The following is a 21,322-nucleotide window of genomic DNA, read 5'->3' as shown; positions in this document are numbered from 1 at the left end:
ATAGATCGTTAGCGTTAACGGTTCAACTGGCCCGCTCTTGCCCAAAACGCGCCAAAGTGGCAATCCTGCGCAATTCACACGAGGCCCGCAATGACCGCTGATCTGCCCATCATCCGCCTGCGTCCCAAATCCAAGCCCCAGGCAATCCGTCACGGTTTCCCCTGGGTCTTCGAGGACGAGCTTGTCACCGACCGCCGAACCCGCGCCATCGCGCCGGGCAGCTTCGCCATTCTCGAAGATGCCGAGCGCCGCCCGATGGGTCTGGTCACGGTCAATCCGAATTCCAAGATCATCGCCCGGATGATGGACCCCGATCCCGAGGTTCATATCACCCGCGACTGGATCGCCCTGCGCCTGAAGCGCGCGCTTGAGATGCGCTCGCGCCTGTTCGACCAGCCCTTCTACCGGCTGATCCATGCCGAGGCTGACGGCCTTCCCGGCGTGATCATCGACCGTTTCGGCGATGCCGCCGTGATCCAGCCGAACGCCGCCTGGGCCGAGCGCATGATCGAGGACCTGGCCGCTGCCCTGCGCGATGTCACAGGCGTCTCGACGGTGATCCTGAACGGCCAGGGGCGCGTGCGCGGCCTCGAGGGCCTGACCGAGCGGATGGAAGTCCTGTCCGGCGCGGTCGATGGCCCGATCGAAGTGCCGATGAACGGGGCGACCTATCTCGCCGATCTGACTCAGGGGCAGAAAACCGGCCTCTTCTATGACCAGCGCCCGAACCACGCCTTCGGTCAGCGCCTCGCCAAGGGCGCGCGGGTGCTGGACGTGTTCTCGCATGTCGGCGGCTTCGGCCTTGCGGCGCTGGCTGCGGGCGCGGTCTCGGCCACTTGCGTCGATGGCTCGGCTGCGGCGCTGGAACTGGCGCGTGGCGGAGCAAAGGCGATGGGGGCCGAGGACCGGCTGACCACCCGTCAGGGCGATGCTTTCGACCAGATGGAGGCTCTGCTGGAAGAGGGCGCACAATTCGACGTGGTGATCTGCGATCCGCCCGCCTTCGCGCCCTCGAAGCAGGCGCTGGAAAAAGGTCTGCGCGCCTATGAGCGGGTGGCCAAAATGGCAGCGCCTTTGGTCGCGCCGGGCGGCTATCTGGGGCTTTGCTCGTGCAGCCATGCCGCCGATCTGACCGCTTTCCGCAATGCCAGCGCGCGCGGCATCGGCCGCGGTGGCCGCCGGATGCAGCTTCTGCATAGCGGCCAGGCCGGGCCGGACCATCCGACGCTGCCGCAACTGGCCGAGACCGGCTATCTCAAGGCGCTGTTCTTCCGGCTCGACGGATGAAGGCGGTCCTGGACGCCTGCGTCCTTTTCCCGACCGTGCTGAGGGAGATCCTCGCCGATGTCGCGGGGGCGGGGCTGTTCCAGCCGGTCTGGTCGCAGCGCATCCTCGACGAATGGCGCATCGCCGCCGGGCGGCAGGGCCTGTCCGCCGGCGTCGAGATCGCGCTGCTGCAGGATCGTTTTCCGAAAGCCTCGGTCTCGCCCTCGGGCGGGGCCGAAGGGCTGGATCTGCCCGATGATGCCGACCGCCATGTGATCGAGGCGGCGCTGGCCTCGGGGGCGAAAACCATTGTCACCGCGAACCTGCGCGACTTTCCGCGCGCTCCGCTTGCGGCCCTTGGCCTTCAGGCGATCCATCCCGATGAATTCCTGCGCGAGTTCTACCTGAATCACCCCGATCCGGTCGCGGATGCGGTTCGCGCCACCGAGACGCGTGCCCGAAATGCTGGCGGGGCGATGTCTCGCAAGGAGTTGATGCGCCGCGCAAGGCTGCCACGTCTTGCCAAGGCGATGGAACGACTGGCAGGCTCGGATGTTGCAATGCAGCATTATGGGCACAAGTCTGCGGACAGGTGAGACGGGGTTGATGTTAACGCTAACAGACAGTAAGCCGAAACCGAAAGACGGGGAGGGCCTGATGGTTTCGCGCATCATTCCGGTGGATGAGTTCGACCTAGTGATCTTCGGGGCGACCGGAGACCTTGCGCATCGCAAGATCCTGCCGGGGCTGTATCGGCGCTACGTGGCCGGGCAGGTGCCGCCCTCGGCGCAGATCATCGGGGCCGCGCGCACCAAGCAGGATGACGCCGCCTTCCGCCTTGAGGCCAAGGCCGCGATCACCGAATTCGCGGGCAAGGGCGACGATCTTTCCCAGCTTGACGATTTCCTGAACCACCTGCGCTATGTCGCGATCGACGCGCGCGGGACGGATGGCTGGGACGGGCTCAAGGCGCTGATCCGGCCTGGCGTCGTCCATGCCTTCTATTTCTCGGTCGCTCCGGCTTTGTTTGGCGATATTGCCCAACGCCTCGCCGATCACGGCATCGCCGATGCCAATAGCCGCATTGTGGTGGAAAAGCCCTTTGGCCGCGACCTTGCGACCGCGCGTGCCTTGAACGCCACGCTGGCGCAGCATTTCGCGGAAAACCAGATTTACCGGATCGATCACTATCTGGGCAAGGAGACCGTCCAGAACCTGATGGCGGTGCGTTTCGCCAACATGCTCTTCGAGCCGCTCTGGAACGCGCAATATGTCGATCACGTCCAGATCACCGTGGCCGAGACCGTGGGCGTCGGCGGGCGCGGCGAATATTACGACCATTCCGGCGCGATCCGGGACATGGTCCAGAACCACATGATGCAGCTTCTCTGCCTGATCGCGATGGAGCCGCCCTATCACTTCGATCCCGATGCGGTGCGCGACGAAAAGCTGAAAGTCATCCGCGCGCTCGAACCGCTGCTGCCGGGCGATATCGTGCGCGGGCAATATCGGGACGGCGTGGACGGGTCGGATTACCTCAAGGACGTGGACAACCCGGATTCGCGCACCGAAAGCTATGTCGCGCTCAAGGTCCGCATCGCCAACTGGCGCTGGTCGGGCACGCCCTTCTATCTGCGCACCGGCAAGAAGCTGCGGGCGCGCACCAGCGAGATCGTCGTCACCTTCAAGGCCCCGCCGCATTCGATCTTCGACGAATCCGACGGCCCGCGCTCGAACCAGCTCGTGATCAAGCTGCAGCCGAACGAGGGCATGGACCTGACGGTGATGATCAAGGAGCCGGGGCCGGGCGGGATGCGTCTGGTGCAGGTTCCCCTCGACATGAGCTTCGCCGATGCGCTCGGGGCCAATGGCACCGACATGCCCGACGCCTATGAGCGGCTCATCATGGACGTGATCCGCGGCAACCAGACGCTGTTCATGCGCGGCGACGAGGTCGAGGCGGCTTGGGCATGGACCGATCCGATCATCGGCGATTGGGAGGGGGGCACGAAACGTCCCGAGCCCTATGATGCCGGATCGAGCGGTCCCGAGGAGGCCCTGCGCCTGCTGCATCGCGACAATCGCCGCTGGAGGGAGATCAGGTCGTGAGCCTCGAATTCATCGAATATCCCGACCGCGAGATGCTGGCTTTGTCGCTGGCCGACAAGATTGCGGGCCAGCTTTCGCAGCAATTGCGCATGGGCGGGACCGCGAGCCTCTGCGTGCCGGGCGGTTCGACCCCCGGCCCGGTCTTCGACACGCTTTCGGGCTCGGAACTCGACTGGTCGCAGGTGACGGTGTTCCTCAATGACGAGCGCTGGGTCAATGGCGACCATGCCCGCTCGAACAGCCGCCTGCTGCGCCGCCACCTGCTGACCGGCAAGGCCGAGGCTGCGCACTATATCGATCTTTTCACCGGGGATGCCGAACCCGAAGAGGCCGTCGAGGCGCTGTCTGAGGCGATCTCCGGCGCGCTTCCGATCACCGTGCTGCTGCTGGGCATGGGCACCGACATGCATACCGCGAGCCTCTTTCCGGGAACGCCAGAAGCCGCCTTTGCCCTTGCCCCGGATGCGCCTGCGGTCATGGCTGTGCGCAGCGTCAAGGATGAGCCGCGCATCACCCTGACCGCGCCGGTGCTGCAAAAGGCGATCCATACCCATCTGATGATTACCGGCGCAGATAAGCGCGAGGCGCTGGAACGCGCCCAGAGCCTTGATCCGAAGGACGCGCCGATCCGGGCTTTTCTAGGCGATATTTGTGTCCATTGGGCAGAGTGATTTGACATGACCGACATCTGGAACCGGCTGAGCGATTACCGTCACGCGCAGGGAGATCTGCGCATCGCGGACCTCTTTGCCGCCGATCCGAACCGCGCCGAGGGCTTCTCGACTTCGGCCGATGGAATGGTGCTCGACTGGTCGAAGACCATGATCGATGCGGCCGCCTTCGAGATGCTGCTGGAACTCGCCGCGCCGGTCGCGGCGCGTCGGGATGCGATGTTCTCGGGCGCGCGCATCAATGAGACCGAGGATCGCGCCGTCCTGCATACCGCTTTGCGCAATCTTTCGGGCAGCGTCACCGTCGATGGCGTCGATGTCATGCCCGCAGTGCGCGAGACCCATGCCCGGATGTCCGATTTCGCCCGCGCCGTGCGCGATGGTGGCTTCAAGGGGCAGGGCGGCAAGATCACCGACGTGGTGAATATCGGCATCGGCGGCTCGGACCTGGGCCCGGCCATGGCGGTCCGGGCGTTGGCCCCTTGGCATGACGGGCCGCGGGTGCATTTCGTCTCGAACGTGGACGGGGCGGATATCGCGGATACGCTGAAGGGCCTCGATCCGGCGACGACGCTGGTGATCGTGGCCTCGAAGACCTTCACCACCATCGAGACCATGACCAATGCCGAGACGGCGCGGACATGGATGGCGAAATCCGTGACCGAGCCTGCCGCGCAATTCGCGGCGCTGAGTTCCGCGACCGAAAAGACCGGTGCCTGGGGCATCGATGCTTCCCGCGTCTTCGGCTTCGAGGATTGGGTCGGCGGGCGTTATTCCATGTGGGGGCCGATCGGCCTGTCGCTGATGATCGCCATCGGTCCCGAGGCGTTCGACCAGTTCCTCGCCGGTGGCCTTGCCATGGACCGGCATTTCCAGACTGCCCCCAATGCCGCGAACCTGCCCGTGGTTCTGGCGTTGGTCGGGATCTGGCACAATCAGGTCTGCGGCTATCCGACCCGCGCCGTGCTGCCCTATGACAACCGCCTCGCGCGGCTGCCTGCCTATCTGCAGCAGCTTGAGATGGAATCGAATGGCAAGCGCGTCGCCATGGATGGCAGCGATCTGGCGATTGCCTCGGGTCCGGTGATCTGGGGCGAGCCCGGCACCAATGGCCAGCACGCTTTCTATCAGTTGATCCATCAGGGCACGCAGATCATCCCTTGCGAATTCATGCTGGCGGCAAACGGGCATGAGCCCGAGCTTGCCCACCACCACCTGCTGCTCGCCGCAAACTGCCTCGCCCAATCCGAGGCGCTGATGCGTGGCCGCTCGCTCGATGAGGCGCGCGCCTTGATGCAGGCCAAGGGGCTGGAGGGTGCGGAACTGGAACGTCAGGCCCGACATCGCGTCTTCCCCGGCAACCGGCCCTCGACGACGCTGCTTTTCGGTGAACTTTCGCCCTTCAGCCTTGGCCAGATCGTCGCGCTGTACGAGCATCGCGTCTTTGTCGAGGGCGCGATCCTCGGCATCAATAGCTTCGACCAATGGGGCGTGGAACTCGGCAAGGAACTGGCGCTGAAAGTCGCGCCGCTGCTCGATGGCAAGGCCGCGCCCGGCCATGACCCCTCGACCGAGCATCTCGCCGCCCTGCTGCGCGACATGCGCGCCTGAGACGCTCCCCCCGCCGGGGCGACATGCCCGGCGGCGGGGAATTTTCTTCCCCATTGCCACATTGCCGCACCTCCCCCTAGTCTCGCCCCAGATTTAGGAGGAGGAAGTGACATGTCCGAGAACTGGGGCTTCGATACTGCCGCGATCCATGCCGGTACCGCACCAGATCCGGCGACCGGCGCGCGGCAGGTTCCGATCTATCAGACCACCGCCTATGTGTTCAAAGACGCGGCCCATGCGGCGCGGCTCTTTGGGTTGCAGGAACTGGGCTATATCTATTCGCGACTGACCAATCCGACCGTCTCGGCGCTGCAGGCGCGCGTTGCGGCGCTAGAGGGCGGGGCGGGCGCGATCTGCTGCGCGTCGGGCCATGCGGCGCAGATCCTCGCGCTCTTCCCGCTGATGGGGCCGGGACGGAATGTCGTCGCCTCGACAAGGCTTTACGGCGGCACGATCACGCAGTTCAGCCAGACCATCAAGCGTTTCGGCTGGGGCGCGAAATTCGTCGATCTGGACGATCTCGACGCGCTGCGCGCCGCGGTCGATGAGGATACTCGCGCGATCTTCTGCGAATCGATCTCCAATCCGGGCGGCTATGTCACCGATATCCCGGCGGTGGCGAAGGTCGCGGACGAACTCGGCCTGCCCCTGATCGTGGACAATACGCTGGCCACGCCATGGCTTTGCCGCCCGATCGAGATGGGCGCGACGCTGGTCGTCCATAGCCTGACCAAATACATGACCGGGAACGGGACGGTGACGGGCGGGGCGGTGATCGATAGCGGCCGCTTCGACTGGTCGGCCTCGGGCAAGTTCCCCAGCCTCTCGGAACCCGAGCCCGCCTATCACGGGCTGGTCTTTCATGAGGCCTTCGGCAATCTCGCCTATACCTTCCATTCCATCGCCATCGGCTTGCGCGATCTGGGCATGACGATGAATCCGCAGGCCGCGCATTACACGCTTCTGGGGATCGAGACCTTGGGCCTGCGCATGGAAAGGCATGTGGCGAATGCCCAGAAAGTCGCGGAATGGCTCGAGAAAGACCCGCGCATCGCCTCGGTCACCTATGCGGGACTTTCCTCATCGCCCTGGAATGCGACGGCGCAGCGGGTCTATCCCAAGGGCGCGGGTGCGCTTTTCACCTTCTCGATCAAGGGGGGGTATGATGCGGCGGTGACGCTGGTGGATGAGCTGAAGTTGTTCAGCCATGTCGCCAATCTGGGCGATTCGCGCTCGCTCGTGATCCATTCTGCCTCGACCACGCATAGCCAGTTGACCGATGAGCAAAAGACCGCGGCGGGGGCGGGGCCGGATGTCGTGCGCCTGTCCATCGGCATCGAGGACGCCGCCGATCTGATCGCGGATCTGGATCAGGCGCTGGCCATCGCCACGGCATAAAGATGTCGGCGGCAGAACGGGTCCTGCCGCCAATTTCCTGTCGCCTCAGGGCTGTTCGGGCGCATCGCCCGGCACGAGGTCAAAGACCGCCGTGACCTGGGCCGAGACTTCAAGTTCGCCCGCCGCGATCGGCACTGCGCCATCGGCCGCCTTGGCCTCGGCGCGCATCGCCATCATCGGCCGCGGCGGCTCCTGCGCGGGGCTGTCCGACAGGCTGCGCAACCGGCCGAGCTTCATCCCGGCCGCCTCGGCCATGACTTCGGCGCGGCGGCGGGCATCGGTCACGGCCTCGGACCGGGCCTTGTCCTGCGCCTCGGCCATATCCTCGCGGGCAAAGCTGATGCCGCTGATCTCATTCGCGCCCGTGGCGACCAGCTTGTCGAGCACGCCGCCAAGGGCCGCGATGTCGCGCACGCGCACATTGACGGTGTTTTGCGCCACATAGCCGGTCAGCTTGGGCGGCTGGCCGTTCTCATATTGCATCCGGGGCGACAGGTTCAGGCCCGAGGTCTGGATGTCGCGATCCTCGATCCCCGCTGCCTTGAGCGCATCCATCACCGCCTGCTGGCTCGTCGAATTGCCGGTCATGGCCTCGGCTGCCGTCGCTGCCTCGGTGCTGACCCCCAGGGTGATCTGCGCCAGATCCGGCTGGGCCGAAGCCCGTCCCTCGCCCGAGACGGTCAGGCGCGCGGCTCTTTGCATGCCATGATGATCGGGCATCCCCGCTTCGGGCGGATGCGGCGGCATGGGTGCCGGGCTTTGGGCAATGGCGGGACCGCCTGCCAGCAGGACAAGGGTGGCTGCCGTCAGGATCGGGCGTAGTCTTGCCATTTGGATCGTCTCCTCTGCGCCGCGGCTTGTTCCGCGGCTTCTTGTTTCGGTAGAATTGCTATAACCCGAAATGGCGCTATCGGCTCCCTCACGATGCGGTGTTAACCTTTTCAGGGGTCGCGATCTGCGGTAGTTCTTTCGAAAGATTTGAACACGTGCCCCCGCGCGGGGAACTGCAAGGCAAAACCGATAGATGTCGCTTGATTCCGCCTCCGAATATGCCCTGTCCTTCAGCGGCGAATCCGTGCATCTGCAGCGGCGTGAGCATGCAGCGGGACAGGACGGGCCGAAACCCGCCTTTCGGCATATGGGGTCGGTCGATTTCGAGGAACCCGATTTCCGCGACATGCTGGTGCGGCTGCGCAGGATGGCGACCGGCGCGGAGGAGGCCGAGATCCTTCCCGTCACCGTCATCATCCCCGATGACCAGATCCTCTACACGACCCTGACGCTGGCACCCGAGGGCGATCGCGAACATGCGGTGCGCCGGGCGCTCGACGGGCTGACCCCCTATGCGATCGAGGATCTGGCCTTTGACTGGACCGGCGAGGGCGACAGCGTGCGAGTCGCGGCAGTCGCGCGGCAGACCCTGAACGAGGCGCGCGATTTTGCCCGGCAATATGGTTTCGAGGCCCAGGGTTATTGCGCGCAGCCCGAACCCCAGCATTACCAGGGCGAGCCCGTTTTTGCATTGCATGAGACGCCGCGTCCGCGTCCCTTTGTCGATCCGGCCGGGGCCGGTGTCACTGCGCCGGCTCTCATGTTCAAGGATGACGAGGCTGATCCGGTCCCGCCTGCGGCCACGGCCTCGGTTCCGGATGGGCCGATGCCGACAGTGGCGGCCGCCACAAAGGCCGATCCGGCCCCCGATCCCGCCCTACCGTCGAACGCCGGACCCGCGCCTGTCCTGGCAGGAAGTTTCACGACGGGCGCGCCGGTCGCGGCCCGGCCCGACATGCGTCATGTCCCGCCCCGACCGGCCCCGGCACCGACCGCCGCGCCCGTCGAGCCGCCGCCTCTTGAGAAAAGGCTGCCGCCGCGGGCCCGGGCCGTGCATCAGCGCGCGGCCGAGGCGCGCCAGTCCCGCGCGGGCGGAGGGGCGGCCGCGCCGGCCCCGCCCTCGCGCGCGAGGCCTGAGCGCCGCCGCAGCATGCGGGCGCTTTTTGCCATGCTTCTGGCCTTGATCCTCGGGCTGTTGGCGATCTGGAGCCTGCTGGGCAAGAACGAGGTTCCGGCGCAGGTCGTGGCCCCGCCCGAATCTGTCGCGGCACTCGACGCGCCCCCCGAGACCGAAGCGGCGCGTGTGGCTCCGGCCTCGGCCGCGCTGGTGTCGCCGGTAGAGGCACCGCCCGAAATGGTCGAGGTGATTGCGCCAAGCGCCGTCGGGCAGACCGGCCTCGCCGATCTGGCTTCGGCAGAGACGCAGCGCGTGATAGCCGCTGCCTCGAAGGTGACTGCTGTGGTCGTGCCGCCCCAGGCCGCGAAAGTCACGCCCCAGCCCGAACCCGCACCCGAACCCGCGCAGGCCGCGCCACAGCGCGGGGCTCCGACGCCTGCGGACAAGCCGGAACCGGTCGCGCAAGCCGAGGCGCCGCCCAGAACACCCGCGCCGCCCGCTGCGGCACGGCCGGCCGCACCGGCGCCCGCCGCCAGCCAGCCGCGCGACGCGACCCCGCCGCCCCGGCCTGAGCCGGTCGCCCGCGCCGAAACGCCCGCCACTCCCGCGCCGGAACCCCGATTGATCCGATCGGCCCGCCCGCTCTTGTCGCCGCTTCGCGGTGTGCCCCAGACCTCGGTGCCGGTCGCCGATCCCCAGCCCCGCGTGCCGGGAAATCCGATGTCCTATTCGGACAGCCAGAACCCGGCGCTCAATGTCGATAGCCGGCGTCCGCCGCGCAAACCGGGTGGCGAGCAGACCCGCGCGTCCGAGCCTGCGGCTGTGCCGGATGAAAGCGCCCGTGCCGATGCCGCCGCGGCGCGTCCGCCCCAGCGCCCCGAAGGCGCGCAGCCCGAATCCGCCGATCTGGGGAATGACGCGCTTGATGATGCCGAGCAAGGCCAGCTTCGTGACTTGATCCTGGACCTGCGGGCCCATGGCCTGGTTCCGGGAAATGCACGGCCGACCGGCTACGGCCCGCGCTATGCCGAGGCGCGGCCGCGCCGCAAGCCGGGGACGGCCAGTGATGCGGTTTCGCCCTCGGCAGTCGAGGCGGCGCTGAAATCGGCAGCCGCCGCTCCGCCCGACAAGCCGTCGCGCAATGCGGGTGGCGTCTTGCAGTCCACGTCGCGCCCGCAGGCTCGGCCCTCGGGCGGGGCCTCGGTCAGCGGGCTGTCCGAGGCTGCGGTGGAAAACGCGATCAAGGCCGCGGTCGATGCTTCGCCCGCCATCCCGAATGCCGTTCGCCTCTCGTCTTCGCAGCCGCCGCCGCGCCGCTCGACTGCGCCAGCCCCGGCTGTGCCGGACGCGCCTGCGGCGGCCGCCCCCGGCGCGCCGGTCGCAGCAGCCGCTGCTGTCGCCGCGGCTGCTGCTGCCGCGACGCCGGCGCCAGGTCCGAGCGAGGCCGAGGTCGCGGCCCGGCGTGCCCTGGACGAACAGCTTCAGGCGCAGGCCGAGGCTCGCATCCGTGCCCGCGCCCAGGCCGATCAGGCCGCCGAAGCCCGCGCCCGCGCCCAGGCCGAAGCCCGCGCCCGTGCCCAGGCCGAAGCCGAGGAACGCGCCGCCCGCGCGCGCAAGCAGGAATATCGTCCGCAGGAAATCGACGACGAACCTGAGGTGGCCGCCAGCGCCGCGACCGGTGGCACCACCGCCGCCCGTGTCGCCGCCAACGCGACCGAGCGCCGGGGCATGGATACCGGCCGGACCACGATCATCGGCATTATCGGCGCAGGCAATGCCAGCCGCGCGCTGATCCGCCTGCGCAACGGAAAAATCGTCACCCTGCGACTGGGCGACAAGATCGACGGCGGAACCGTCAATTCCATCGGCAATGGCAAGCTGACCTATGTCAAGGCGGGCCGCACCCGCGAATTGCGGCTGCTGGACGGGCGGTAGATGGAGACATTCCTCCCGGTCGCCACGGTCTATCTGCTGACCATGGTCATTGCCGTGCCGCTCTCGGCGCGGCTGGGACTGGGATCGGTGCTGGGCTACCTGATCTCGGGGATCGTGATCGGGCCGGTGCTGGGCTTTGCGGGCAACGCCCATGAAATGGCCGAGTTGCAGCATTTCGCCGAATTCGGCGTCGTGATGATGATGTTCCTGATCGGGCTGGAACTTGACCCGCGCACGCTTTGGCAGATGCGGCACAAGCTGCTGGGCCTCGCGGGGATGCAGATCCTTGGCACGGTCGCGCTGCTCGCCATGGTCGTCATGGCCTTTGGCCAAAGCTGGCAGGTCTCGCTGGCGATGGGCATGATCCTGTCGCTGAGTTCGACCGCGATCGTCCTGCAGACCATGTCCGAGAAATCGCTGATGCAGACTGCGGGCGGACGCAGCGCCTTTGCCGTGCTGCTGACGCAGGATATCGCGGTGATCCCGATGATCGCGCTGATGCCCTTGCTGGCCGCGCATGGCGCGGGCGGCGCGGGCGAGCAGCACCCGCCCGGCGCGCTGCATGGCCTGCCCGGCTGGGGGCTGGCGCTGGTGACCTTGGGCGCGGTCGCCATGGTCATCCTGATCGGGCAATATCTGGTCCGCCCCGCCTTCAAATATGTCAACGCCTCGCATGTGAGCGAGCTGGACACGGCGCTTGCGCTGCTGATCGTCGTGGGCATCGCCTCGCTGATGCAGGCGGTGGGCCTATCGCACGCGCTTGGCACCTTTCTCGCGGGGGTGGTTCTGGCGGGCTCCGAGTTCCGCCATGATCTCGAGGGGCAGATCGCGCCCTTCAAGGGGCTGCTTCTGGGCCTGTTCTTCATCACGGTCGGGGCGGGGATGGATGTGCAGACCCTGATCGACCGCCCGGTATCGATCCTTGGCATGACGGTCCTGCTGATCGCCATCAAGTCGCTGGTGCTTTACGGTATCGCGCGCGTCACCGGATTGCGGGGCAGGGACCGGACGCTCTTTACCCTTTCGCTGGCGCAGGCGGGCGAGTTCGGCTTTGTGCTGATTTCCTTTGCGCTGACGCTCGCGATCCTACCGCGTGCGCTGGCCCAGTCGATGCTGCTGGTCATCGCGCTGTCCATGCTGGCGACGCCCTTGCTGTTCATGCTCTCGGACTGGATCTCGCGCCGTCTGGCCGAGGAACGCGCCGATGTGCCCCCAGACGAGATCGAAGAGCAGCAGCCCATCATTATCGCCGGGATCGGCCGTTTCGGGCAGGTGGTGAACCGGCTGGTGACCATGTCGGGCTTTCAGACCACGGTTCTGGACAATGATTTGGCCGTCATCCAAGTCATGCGCCGCTTTGGCTTCAAGGGTTACTTCGGCGACCCGACCCGCCCCGAGATCCTGCGCGCCGCCGGCATCGCCAAGGCGCAGATCCTCGTCGCCGCGATGGACGATCCCGAGGCGAATATGCGCCTGATCCGCCATGCCCGCGAGATCAAGCCCGAAATCGTGGTGATCGCCCGGGCCTATGACCGGGTGAATGTCTATCAGCTTTACGACGCCAAGGTGGACCATATCGTCCGCGAGACCTTTGACAGTTCTCTTCGCGCCGGGCGCTATGTGCTGGAACGCGCGGGCCTCTCGGAATACGAGGCCGCCGAACTGGAACGGATCTATTACCAGATGGACCGGACCGGTCTGCGCAACCTTGCCGAGGTCTGGAAACCCGGTCTGCCGCTGGAATCCAATGCCGAATATGTCGCCCGCTCGCGCGAGTTGAACCGGCAGTTGGAAAACGCGCTGATGGAGCGCTTCGCCCATGGTCCGAGCGCCGGCCCGATCTCGGTCAACGAGGACGACATTCCGCTTTATGTCGAACGCAGCCGTCCGGGCGGGCGTTGACGCGCCCCGAACACTTGCGACCCGCGCCCCAAGCGCCTAGAAGCGCAGCAACCTTGCCAAAGGAAATGCCATGCTTGACCATCTGACCTATACCTCTCCCGAACCCAAAGTCATTTCGGGTGCGAAACAGGACTGGGAACTGGTCATCGGCCTCGAGGTCCACGCTCAGGTTGCCTCGAACGCCAAGCTGTTTTCCGGTGCCTCGACCGGCTTCGGCGCCGAGCCGAACAGCCATGTCGCCTTCGTCGACGCGGCCATGCCGGGGATGCTGCCCGTCATCAACGAATTCTGCGTGGCGCAAGCCGTGCGCACCGGTCTTGGCCTGAAGGCCGGGATCAACCTGCGCTCGGCCTTCGACCGCAAGAACTACTTCTACCCCGACCTGCCGCAGGGCTATCAGATCAGCCAGCTCTACCACCCCATCGTGGGTGAGGGCGAGGTGATCGTGGACATGGCCCCCGGCGTCGCCCGCCGGGTCCGCATCGAGCGCATCCACCTCGAACAGGATGCCGGTAAGTCGATCCACGACATGGACCCGAACATGTCCTTCGTGGACCTGAACCGCACTGGCGTGGCGCTGATGGAGATCGTCAGCCGTCCCGACATCCGCGGCCCCGAGGAAGCCGCCGCCTATGTCGCCAAGCTGCGCCAGATCATGCGCTATCTGGGCACCTGCGACGGCAATATGCAGAATGGGAACCTGCGCGCCGACGTGAACGTCTCGGTCTGCGCGCCGGGCGCCTACGAGCGCTATCAGGAAACGCAGGATTTCAGCCATCTCGGCACCCGCTGCGAGATCAAGAACATGAACTCGCTGCGCTTCATTCAGGCCGCCATCGAATATGAGGCCCGCCGCCAGATCGCCATCATCGAGGATGGCGGCAAGGTCGTGCAGGAAACCCGCCTCTACGATCCGGACAAGGGCGAGACGCGCTCGATGCGGTCAAAGGAAGAAGCCCACGATTACCGCTATTTCCCCGATCCCGATCTCCTGCCTCTGGAGATCGAGCAGGCATGGGTCGATGGCATCGCCTCGGACATGCCGGAACTGCCGGACGAGAAGAAGGCGCGTTTCGTGCAGGAACTGGGCCTATCGGAATATGACGCGGGCGTGCTGACCGCCGAAGTCGAAAACGCCAACTTCTTCGAGGCTGTGGCGCAGGGTCGCGACGGCAAGATGGCCGCGAACTGGGTCATCAACGAACTGTTCGGGCGTCTGAACAAAGAGGGCCTGTCGGTCGAGACCTCGCCGGTTTCTTCGGCGCAACTGGGCGGCGTGATCGACCTGATCGCCAAGGGTGACATCTCGGGCAAGATCGCCAAGGACTTGTTCGAGATCCTCTGGACCGAAGGCGGCGATCCGGCCGAGATCGTCGAATCGCGCGGCATGAAGCAGGTCACCGACCTTGGCGCGATTGAGAAAGCCGTCGATGAAATCATCGCCGCGAACCCGGCTCAGGTCGAAAAGGCCAAGGCCAACCCCAAACTCGCGGGCTGGTTCGTGGGGCAAGTGCTGAAAGCCACCGGCGGCAAGGCCAACCCCGCCGCCGTGCAGGATCTGGTCAGCCAGAAACTGGGCCAGTAACCCGCTCTCTCGCCTGAAAAGAGAAAACCGCCTTCGGTTCGGCCGGAGGCGGTTTTTTCATGAAATGATTCCCTCCGACCAGCCGGAATTTCAGCCCCGGCGGCATGGTTTAATCCCGTAACCTGTTTAAGCCGCTTTGGCGCATTGCCGAATTTATGGCAACGCTTTTAATTTAGGCAGTCGATGCGGCTCTTTTTCATCCCTGAGATGTAATTTGCGATCGGTGGCGCATAAAAACTTCGATACCAAATCGCGCATCATATTTTTTTCAGATTTTATCGTAAATTCTTGGGGCGACTGTTTCCTGTTCACGACGGCATTAGCTCACAGGGGGAAACCATGCCGGTTTTTAATGGTACGACTGGTAGCGATTCAATCAACGGCAGCAATTCTGATGACGAGATCAACGGCCTTTCCGGTGCCGATACGCTTTATGGGCTTGCCGGCAGCGACACCATCGACGGGGGCGAGGGTGGCGACAGCATCAGCGGCGACGGGGGCAGCGACTCGCTGCTGGGCGGCGAGGGCAATGACATTGTATTCGGTGGGTTGGGCAATGACACGCTCGATGGGGGCGCCGGACGCGATAGTCTTTATGGGGAGACAGGCGACGACTCTCTGAGCGGTGGTACACAGGATGATTACCTCGACGGCGGAACCGGCGGTGATACGCTCGATGGTGGTTTGGGCGCCGACGTGCTCGCGGACTACTCTGGAAACAATTCATTGGTAGGGGGGGACGGCAACGACACCATCTACGCTGGAACCGGAAACGACACGATCTCTGGCGGAACCGGGGACGACTATGTTCTGGATTACGGCGGGGATAACAGCATTTCCACCGGAGAGGGATCTGACCAGATAATTCTGGGATTTTCAGGCGGCAGCGGTGCAGACACCGTCGACGCGGGCGAGGGCAATAACTACATTTATGATTATGGCGGCGGTGCTAATCTTTTCACCACGGGCTCGGGCGAAGATGAGGTTCATGGGGGAACGGGCAGCGATACCATCGCGACCGGGGCTGGGGCCGATTATCTGACAGGCGGTAACGGAGACGATCTGCTCGATGGTGGGGCCGGGAACGACACGATTTATGGCGGCGGCGGTGCGGATACATTCCTTGTCAGCGCCGGAAGAGATTCGATTCTGGACTTCAATCCGCTGATAGACAGGATTGATCTGTCTTCTTATTACAACCCTACGACGCTTGCGGCATATAATGCCGAGCATGGAACGACATATGCAACGCCTCTGGCATGGTTGCGCGCCGATTTCGCCTCGGAGCAGGGAGGTTCCTGGGGAACTCTCAACCTCGGCCCTGGGCACAGCCTGACGATCCAGTTCGCGGATTTCGATCACACCGAGGCCAATCTGACTTCGGCCAATGTGAGCGTGCTGTGCTTTGCCGCCGAGACGAGGATCAGGATGGCGGATGGCGAAACGATCGCGGGCGAGCTGAAAGTGGGCGACAGGGTGCTGACCAAGGATGAGGGTCCGCAACCGATCCGCTGGATCTCGAGCCGCAGCCTTGACCGCGAGACCTTGGCGCTTCATCCGCATCTGAGACCGATCAGGATCCGCGCGGGCGCGCTGGGGCCGATGATTCCGGATCGCGATCTGGTCGTCTCGCCGCAACATCGGCTGGTCGCCCGCTCGCGCATAGTCGAGCGCATGTTCGGCTTTGGCGAGGTTCTGGTCCCGGCCAAGCAACTCCTTGCGCTTGACGGGGTCGAGGTGATCGAGGATTGCGACAGCGTCACCTATGTCCATTTCCTGCTCGACGCGCATCAGATCGTCTTTGCCAACGGGGCCGAGGCTGAGACCTTGCATACCGGGCCACAGGCGCTTTCAAGCATCGGCGAGGCGGCGCGCGACGAGATCTTGACGCTCTTTCCTGAGCTGCGCTCGGGGCGGGATCGACCCACGGCCCGGCCCTTGGGCAATGGTCGTCTGGCCCGCAAGCTGGCCGAGCGGCATTGCAGGAATTGTCAGCCGATCCTGTCCTGAACCCTGACCGTGGCGCGCAATGCAACCAAGCATTGCGCGCTGCGCTTTTCTTGCCGAACGATCTGGCGTAACTCTTGGATCACGGAACAGGCAGGACGATCCAATGGTATACGAATACACCGTCATTCCGGCCCCCTCGCGCGGCGAAAAGTCCAAGGGTGCCAAGACCGGCATCGAACGATTCTCGGCAACGCTTGCTGCCGCGCTCAACGAGATGGCGCAGGACGGCTGGGAATATGTCCGTGCCGAGACCTTGCCCTGCGAGGAACGTGCGGGCCTGACCGGGCGCACCACGATCTATCACAATATCCTGGTCTTTCGCCGCGCGGTGGATGATGGCGAGGAAATCCTGCCCATTCCGGTCGCGGCCCAGGAGCCGGAACCCGTCGAAGCGGACCTGCCCGCAGATCAGGCCGAACCCACGCCGGATGCGCCCGTGCGACCGCCCTTCAGCGAGCCGATGCGTGCCATGGCGCGACCGACGCAGAGCCGGGCCGGCGAGCCGCCTTTGACCGCGCCACCACAGCTGGCGCCCTCTGGCCCGCGTCTGGGCCCGGCGAGCCGCTAAGCGGCTCTCACCAATGCGGCGGGCGTTGGTCGGCCAAGGGAATCGTCCCGCCCTCGGCCTCGCGTTCGGCCTCGCGCTCCATCAGCATGCCGATCTTGCGGCTCAGGCGGGTGATCTCGCCCTCTTGCCGCGCGACAATCCCTGACAGATCATCCGCAATCCGGGTCAGATGGGCGACGGCCTCTTCGAGCCGCTCGGTTCTTTCCAGCGTCTGCTTGTCCATGCATCCTCCATCCGTTAGACCCCCGCATGGAAAAGCCCGAGGCATACCATGGCGAAAGATCAGAAAAAGCAACCACGTCCCAAGGCAGAGACGCCCAAGGGGTTTCGTGACTATTTCGGCGCAGACGTGACCGAGCGCAAGCAGATGCTCGACCGCATTGCAGAAGTATACCATCGACATGGATTCGAGCCTCTGGAAACCAGCGCCGTTGAGACTGTCGAGGCTCTGGGCAAGTTCCTGCCCGACGTGGACCGCCCGAACGCGGGCGTCTTCGCATGGCAGGAGGCCGAGGTCCCGGGCGGCGGCGCGGGCGACTGGCTGGCGCTGCGCTATGACCTGACCGCGCCCTTGGCGCGTGTCGCGGCGCAGTTCCGCAATGACCTGCCCTCGCCCTATCGCCGCTATGCGATGGGTCCGGTCTGGCGCAATGAAAAGCCGGGGCCGGGTCGGTTCCGCCAGTTCTATCAATGCGACGCCGATACGGTCGGTTCGGCCAGCGTGGCCGCCGATGCGGAAATTTGCGGCATGTTGGCGGGTGCGCTGGAACATGCTGGCATCCAGCGCGGCGATTACCTGATCCGTATCAACAACCGCAAAGTCCTGAACGGCATATTGGAAGCGATGGGCGTCGAGGGCGGCAAGCCTGCCGATGACGTTCTGCGCACCATCGACAAATTCGACAAGGTCGGGGAAGAGGGCGTCCGCCAGCTTTTGACCACCGGTCGCAAGGACGAATCCGGCGCGGTCATCGAAGGTGTCGGCCTGCGCCCGGAACAGGCCGATCCGGTGATCGCCTTCCTGACCTCGAAAGGCGCGGACAATGCCGCCACGCTCGAGAACCTGCGCGCCGCCGTCGGTGCTTCGGCCACGGGTGCCGAGGGCGTCGAGGAGCTGGCGCAGATCAGCGACATGCTGGCCGCGATGGGCGTGGGCGAGGATCGCGCGGTCATCGACCCCTCGATCGTGCGCGGGCTTGGCTATTACACCGGCCCGGTTTTCGAGGCCGAACTGACCTTCGAAATCCTCGACGAGAAAGGCCGCAAGCGCCAATTCGGCTCGGTCGCGGGCGGTGGTCGCTATGACGGTCTGGTCGAGCGTTTCACCGGCCAGAAAGTCCCTGCAACGGGCGTGTCCATCGGGGTCGACCGCCTGCTGGCCGCTTTGCGCGCCAAGGGGCTGATGGGCGGCGTCGATCAGGGTCCGGTCGTCGTGACCGTGATGGATCGCGATCGCATGGGCGACTATTATGCGATGGCGTCCGAGTTGCGCGAAGCCGGCATCCGCGCCGAGGTCTATCTGGGCAACCCGAAAAACTTCGGCAACCAGCTGAAATATGCGGATAAGCGCAACTCGCCCGTCGCCATCATCCAGGGCGGCGACGAGGCTCTGCGCGGTGTGGTGCAGGTCAAGGACCTGATCCTTGGTGCGAAAATCGCTGCCGAGGCCAGCCATGAGGAATGGAAGGCCCAGCCCGCCCAGACCGAGGTGGCACGCGGCGATCTGGTCGCCGAAGTCCGGCGCATTCTGGGATGAGCAAGCGCGCGAAACAGGCGATCGGCCAGCAGATCCTGACGGCCTTCCGCGCCGCCGGGGCCGAGGAGGTCGCGCCCGACCTGCTGCTGCCCGCCGAGACGCTGCTGGATCTTTACGGCGAGGACATCCGCGCCCGCGCCTATGTCACGCAGGACCCGATCCGGGGCGAGGTCATGCTGCGCCCCGATTTCACCGTTCCCGTCGTGCAGATGCATATGGAGAACGGCGCGGAACCGGCCCGCTACTGCTATCTGGGCGAGGTCTTCCGCAAGCAGGACCACGGCGAAAGCCGCCCCGAGCATCCGCGCGATAACGAGTATCTGCAGGCCGGTTTCGAGCTTTTCGCCCGCGACCCGGATGCCGATGCCGAGGTCTTCGCGCTGTTCCACGACATCCTCGCGCCGCTGAAGCTGCAGGCCAGCATGGGCGATATGGATCTGCTGATGGATGCCGTCCGCGCGCTGCCTTTGTCCGGTGCACGCCGCGCGGCGCTGCTGCATCATATCTGGCGACCCAAGCGTTTCGCCCGTCTGCTCGCACGCTTCAGTGCCCCGGCTGAGGGGCGAAATTTCTCGGAAGCGCCCTCGGTCTGGACGGGCCTGCGCACGCCCGACGAGATGCAGGAACGCATCGACCGACTGCAAGCCGATGCGGGTGAACAGCCTTTGGCCCCGCAATGGGTCGAGCGGCTCGAACGGCTATTCGCGGTTCAGGCTCCGGCTCCGCAGGCCTTGGCGCAGCTGCGCCAGCTTGCGAGCGAAATCCCCGATATCCACGAGGCGGTGGACCGGCTGGAGCGCAACCTTGTCGACCTCGCGCGGCGCGGCATTGACGTGGATGCGATCCATTTCGACGCCAGCCACGGTCGTCACACGATGGAATATTACGACGGCATGACCTTCAGCTTTGCCGCTGAGGGCCGCGCCGACTGGCCGCCGGTCGCCTCGGGCGGGCGCTATGACGCGCTGGCGGCAGTGCTGGGGCAGGCGCAGGGCCGTTCGATCCCGGCGGTGGGCGGGATCATCCGTCCCGGCCTCGTCTATGAACTCGGGGGTCTCGCATGATCCGGCTGGGCGTGCCGTCCAAGGGGCGGCTGATGGAGCAGACCTTCGACTGGTTTGCCGAGCGCGGCGTGACCATGTCGCGCTCGGGTTCTGATCGTGAATATGCGGGTCGGGTCGACGGGGCGGAAAACGTCTCGCTGGTGCTGCTTTCTGCGGGCGAGATCCCGCGCGAGCTTCAGGCCGGGCGCATCCATCTGGGCGTGACCGGGACCGACCTGATTCGCGAGAAGCTGGCCGGTTGGCGCAGCCATGTCGAAGAACTGGCCCCGATGGGCTTCGGCCATGCCGATCTGATTTTGGCCGTGCCGTCTTGTTGGGCCGATTGCGACGATCTGGATGATTTCGCCACCATCGCCCGCGATTTCCGCGCCGAGCATGGTTTCCGCCTGCGTATTGCCACGAAGTATCACCGTTTGGTGCGGGCCTGGCTCTCGGATCACGAGGTCGCCGATTACCAATTGGTCGATAGCCAAGGCGCGACCGAGGGGACGGTCGCGAACCTGACCGCCGAGGCGATTGCCGATATCACTTCGTCAGGTGAAACCCTGCGCGCGAACCACCTGAAAATCCTTGCCGAGGAACCGATCCTGCGCAGTCAGGCGACGTTGCTGCGCTCGATTGCCGCCGGGCATGAGGCCGAAGTGCGGGCTTTCGCCGCAAGGCTGGGCCTCTAGGGCGCTTGGACATTCAGCGGGATGCGACGACGGTCGTGCCGAGATGCCACAGTCATTCTGCGGTTTTTGGCAGGTCGGTGCTTCTGACGATTGAGGGTTGGGTGGCTCACGCCTTTGGGGTTTGAGAAGCTACCTTTCGGCAAGGCCCAGCGAGCTCATGGCGGGAAGGGTCGATTCTTTGAGGGCACGCAAGGTCGTGGGCCTACCCCCGGTGAAGACCCAGGCTGCATTGCATGTCACCGCCCGTCAGACCTTTCAAGACGACCACGCCCCTGAGAAGGCGATCCAAAAGGGCGTGCGATACCGGAACCGCTAGAAGAACCAGCATCCGTGGGGAAAAGCAGAGAATCTCTGCTTAGGAAACGATCGCACCGACACGACAAAAGGAGGGACCGACATCAGGATGCGTCTCTCCCCATGCGCCACTCTGCGAACCGCTGCCCGACGGCACTCTGTTTGCCAAGCCGAAGCTCAGCAACGTGGGTATAGCGGTCGGGATCGCCACGTTTCGATTGAAGTGACCTGCAGTGTGATCAACACTCCCGCCCTGGGTTGCCTGATAATGTTTGCAGGTTTGCCACGGATGCCTGTTCTGGGGTGCTGCGCCGCAGCGCCGGTTGTCTTGGCGAGCGTCGAAATGGGCCGAACCTGTATGCTGCAATTGCATTCGCTGCGGTCTGGAAGAATGACTGTAGGGGGCTCGGTAATCCTCCCCATGGTTAAGGGGCTGCATAAGTAGAATTTTCTCGTAGCGTGAGCTGAGGAGATTCGAATGAGAAAGAGCCGTTTCACGGAACCGCAGATCATGGCTGTGCTTCGTCAGGC

At 65.1% G+C, this 21,322-nt stretch carries 17 protein-coding genes; 14 read left to right on the top strand and 3 right to left on the bottom strand.

The window, feature by feature from the left end:
- Positions 1-90: 90 nt before the first annotated feature.
- The 6 genes from ESZ60_RS17495 to ESZ60_RS17470 all read left to right on the top strand — a co-directional run bounded on the left by ESZ60_RS17495 (position 91) and on the right by ESZ60_RS17470 (position 7,055).
- Positions 91-1,287, top strand: coding sequence for an RSP_2647 family RNA methyltransferase (locus tag ESZ60_RS17495; protein ID WP_134682011.1), 1,197 nt, complete (start codon positions 91-93; stop codon positions 1,285-1,287).
- On the top strand, positions 1,284-1,862 hold the full coding sequence (locus ESZ60_RS17490) for an RSP_2648 family PIN domain-containing protein (RefSeq protein ID WP_134682010.1): 579 nt from the start codon (positions 1,284-1,286) through the stop codon (positions 1,860-1,862). The genes ESZ60_RS17495 and ESZ60_RS17490 overlap by 4 nt, the downstream gene beginning before the upstream one ends.
- 61 nt (positions 1,863-1,923) lie before the next feature.
- A complete protein-coding gene (zwf, locus tag ESZ60_RS17485) occupies positions 1,924-3,375 on the top strand; it encodes a glucose-6-phosphate dehydrogenase (protein ID WP_134682009.1) in 1,452 nt (483 codons plus the stop codon).
- Positions 3,372-4,046 carry a 6-phosphogluconolactonase gene (gene pgl, locus ESZ60_RS17480; RefSeq protein ID WP_134682008.1) on the top strand — a complete coding sequence of 225 codons (675 nt, stop codon included), beginning with the start codon at positions 3,372-3,374 and terminating at the stop codon, positions 4,044-4,046. Before zwf ends, pgl begins: the two co-directional genes overlap by 4 nt.
- Before the next feature lie 6 nt (positions 4,047-4,052).
- Positions 4,053-5,657 carry a glucose-6-phosphate isomerase gene (pgi, locus tag ESZ60_RS17475; RefSeq protein WP_134682007.1) on the top strand — a complete coding sequence of 535 codons (1,605 nt, stop codon included), beginning with the start codon at positions 4,053-4,055 and terminating at the stop codon, positions 5,655-5,657.
- Between the two features lie 111 nt (positions 5,658-5,768).
- Complete coding sequence (locus ESZ60_RS17470) at positions 5,769-7,055, top strand: O-acetylhomoserine aminocarboxypropyltransferase/cysteine synthase family protein (RefSeq protein WP_134682006.1); 1,287 nt, start codon at positions 5,769-5,771, stop codon at positions 7,053-7,055.
- Between the two features lie 45 nt (positions 7,056-7,100).
- Here the strand turns inward: ESZ60_RS17470 and ESZ60_RS17465 are convergent, their stop codons facing one another.
- Entirely contained in the window at positions 7,101-7,886 is a 786-nt protein-coding gene (locus tag ESZ60_RS17465; RefSeq protein WP_134682005.1) for an SIMPL domain-containing protein, read from the bottom strand.
- Positions 7,887-8,079: 193 nt separating this feature from the next.
- Between ESZ60_RS17465 and ESZ60_RS17460 the strand changes: the two genes are divergently transcribed.
- The 5 genes from ESZ60_RS17460 (at position 8,080) to ESZ60_RS17440 (ending at position 17,003) form a co-directional block, all read left to right on the top strand.
- The gene (locus tag ESZ60_RS17460) at positions 8,080-10,938 is read left to right on the top strand and encodes a hypothetical protein (protein ID WP_134682004.1); all 2,859 of its coding nucleotides are present in this window, start codon (positions 8,080-8,082) and stop codon (positions 10,936-10,938) included.
- Entirely contained in the window at positions 10,939-12,840 is a 1,902-nt protein-coding gene (locus ESZ60_RS17455; RefSeq protein ID WP_134682003.1) for a monovalent cation:proton antiporter-2 (CPA2) family protein, read from the top strand.
- A gap of 70 nt (positions 12,841-12,910) precedes the next feature.
- Positions 12,911-14,425, top strand: a complete 1,515-nt coding sequence (gene gatB, locus ESZ60_RS17450) for an Asp-tRNA(Asn)/Glu-tRNA(Gln) amidotransferase subunit GatB (RefSeq protein WP_134682002.1) — start codon at positions 12,911-12,913, stop codon at positions 14,423-14,425.
- A 339-nt stretch (positions 14,426-14,764) separates the two neighbouring features.
- Positions 14,765-16,435, top strand: coding sequence for a Hint domain-containing protein (locus ESZ60_RS17445; RefSeq protein ID WP_134682001.1), 1,671 nt, complete (start codon positions 14,765-14,767; stop codon positions 16,433-16,435).
- A gap of 103 nt (positions 16,436-16,538) precedes the next feature.
- Positions 16,539-17,003: a DUF4177 domain-containing protein gene (locus ESZ60_RS17440; RefSeq protein WP_134682000.1), complete on the top strand. Its 465-nt coding sequence runs from the start codon at positions 16,539-16,541 to the stop codon at positions 17,001-17,003.
- Between the two features lie 7 nt (positions 17,004-17,010).
- Here the strand turns inward: ESZ60_RS17440 and ESZ60_RS17435 are convergent, their stop codons facing one another.
- Positions 17,011-17,226, bottom strand: a complete 216-nt coding sequence (locus ESZ60_RS17435; protein ID WP_134681999.1) for a SlyX family protein — start codon at positions 17,224-17,226, stop codon at positions 17,011-17,013.
- Between the two features lie 48 nt (positions 17,227-17,274).
- Here ESZ60_RS17435 and hisS point away from each other — a divergent pair, with 48 nt between their 5' ends.
- The 3 genes from hisS to hisG are packed head-to-tail and all read left to right on the top strand — an operon-like array spanning position 17,275 to position 20,497.
- Positions 17,275-18,759, top strand: a complete 1,485-nt coding sequence (hisS, locus tag ESZ60_RS17430) for a histidine--tRNA ligase (RefSeq protein ID WP_134681998.1) — start codon at positions 17,275-17,277, stop codon at positions 18,757-18,759.
- The gene (locus tag ESZ60_RS17425; RefSeq protein WP_134681997.1) at positions 18,756-19,823 is read left to right on the top strand and encodes an ATP phosphoribosyltransferase regulatory subunit; all 1,068 of its coding nucleotides are present in this window, start codon (positions 18,756-18,758) and stop codon (positions 19,821-19,823) included. Before hisS ends, ESZ60_RS17425 begins: the two co-directional genes overlap by 4 nt.
- Positions 19,820-20,497 carry an ATP phosphoribosyltransferase gene (gene hisG / locus ESZ60_RS17420; RefSeq protein ID WP_134681996.1) on the top strand — a complete coding sequence of 226 codons (678 nt, stop codon included), beginning with the start codon at positions 19,820-19,822 and terminating at the stop codon, positions 20,495-20,497. The genes ESZ60_RS17425 and hisG overlap by 4 nt, the downstream gene beginning before the upstream one ends.
- A gap of 355 nt (positions 20,498-20,852) precedes the next feature.
- Here the strand turns inward: hisG and ESZ60_RS21125 are convergent.
- Positions 20,853-21,322: hypothetical protein (locus tag ESZ60_RS21125; RefSeq protein WP_209021346.1), on the bottom strand; the 470-nt coding region annotated here is incomplete at its 5' end.

Origin of the sequence: Paracoccus ravus (assembly GCF_004522175.1) — a bacterium.
GTDB classification, from domain to species: Bacteria; Pseudomonadota; Alphaproteobacteria; order Rhodobacterales; family Rhodobacteraceae; genus Paracoccus; species Paracoccus ravus.
This window is presented reverse-complemented; position numbering and strand designations above follow the sequence as displayed.

What these genes read in the sequence shown, in the direction of transcription:
- ESZ60_RS17490 (WP_134682010.1), top strand. Translation starts at nt 1,284, where the DNA reads ATGAAGGCGGTCCTGGACGCCTGCGTCCTTTTCCCGACCGTGCTGAGG.
- zwf (WP_134682009.1), top strand. Translation starts at nt 1,924, where the DNA reads ATGGTTTCGCGCATCATTCCGGTGGATGAGTTCGACCTAGTGATCTTC.
- hisG (WP_134681996.1), top strand. Translation starts at nt 19,820, where the DNA reads ATGATCCGGCTGGGCGTGCCGTCCAAGGGGCGGCTGATGGAGCAGACC.
- ESZ60_RS17465 (WP_134682005.1), bottom strand. Translation starts at nt 7,886, where the DNA reads ATGGCAAGACTACGCCCGATCCTGACGGCAGCCACCCTTGTCCTGCTG.
- pgi (WP_134682007.1), top strand. Translation starts at nt 4,053, where the DNA reads ATGACCGACATCTGGAACCGGCTGAGCGATTACCGTCACGCGCAGGGA.
- gatB (WP_134682002.1), top strand. Translation starts at nt 12,911, where the DNA reads ATGCTTGACCATCTGACCTATACCTCTCCCGAACCCAAAGTCATTTCG.
- ESZ60_RS17495 (WP_134682011.1), top strand. Translation starts at nt 91, where the DNA reads ATGACCGCTGATCTGCCCATCATCCGCCTGCGTCCCAAATCCAAGCCC.
- ESZ60_RS17460 (WP_134682004.1), top strand. Translation starts at nt 8,080, where the DNA reads ATGTCGCTTGATTCCGCCTCCGAATATGCCCTGTCCTTCAGCGGCGAA.
- ESZ60_RS17445 (WP_134682001.1), top strand. Translation starts at nt 14,765, where the DNA reads ATGCCGGTTTTTAATGGTACGACTGGTAGCGATTCAATCAACGGCAGC.
- ESZ60_RS17455 (WP_134682003.1), top strand. Translation starts at nt 10,939, where the DNA reads ATGGAGACATTCCTCCCGGTCGCCACGGTCTATCTGCTGACCATGGTC.
- ESZ60_RS17470 (WP_134682006.1), top strand. Translation starts at nt 5,769, where the DNA reads ATGTCCGAGAACTGGGGCTTCGATACTGCCGCGATCCATGCCGGTACC.
- ESZ60_RS17440 (WP_134682000.1), top strand. Translation starts at nt 16,539, where the DNA reads ATGGTATACGAATACACCGTCATTCCGGCCCCCTCGCGCGGCGAAAAG.
- ESZ60_RS17425 (WP_134681997.1), top strand. Translation starts at nt 18,756, where the DNA reads ATGAGCAAGCGCGCGAAACAGGCGATCGGCCAGCAGATCCTGACGGCC.
- ESZ60_RS17435 (WP_134681999.1), bottom strand. Translation starts at nt 17,226, where the DNA reads ATGGACAAGCAGACGCTGGAAAGAACCGAGCGGCTCGAAGAGGCCGTC.
- hisS (WP_134681998.1), top strand. Translation starts at nt 17,275, where the DNA reads ATGGCGAAAGATCAGAAAAAGCAACCACGTCCCAAGGCAGAGACGCCC.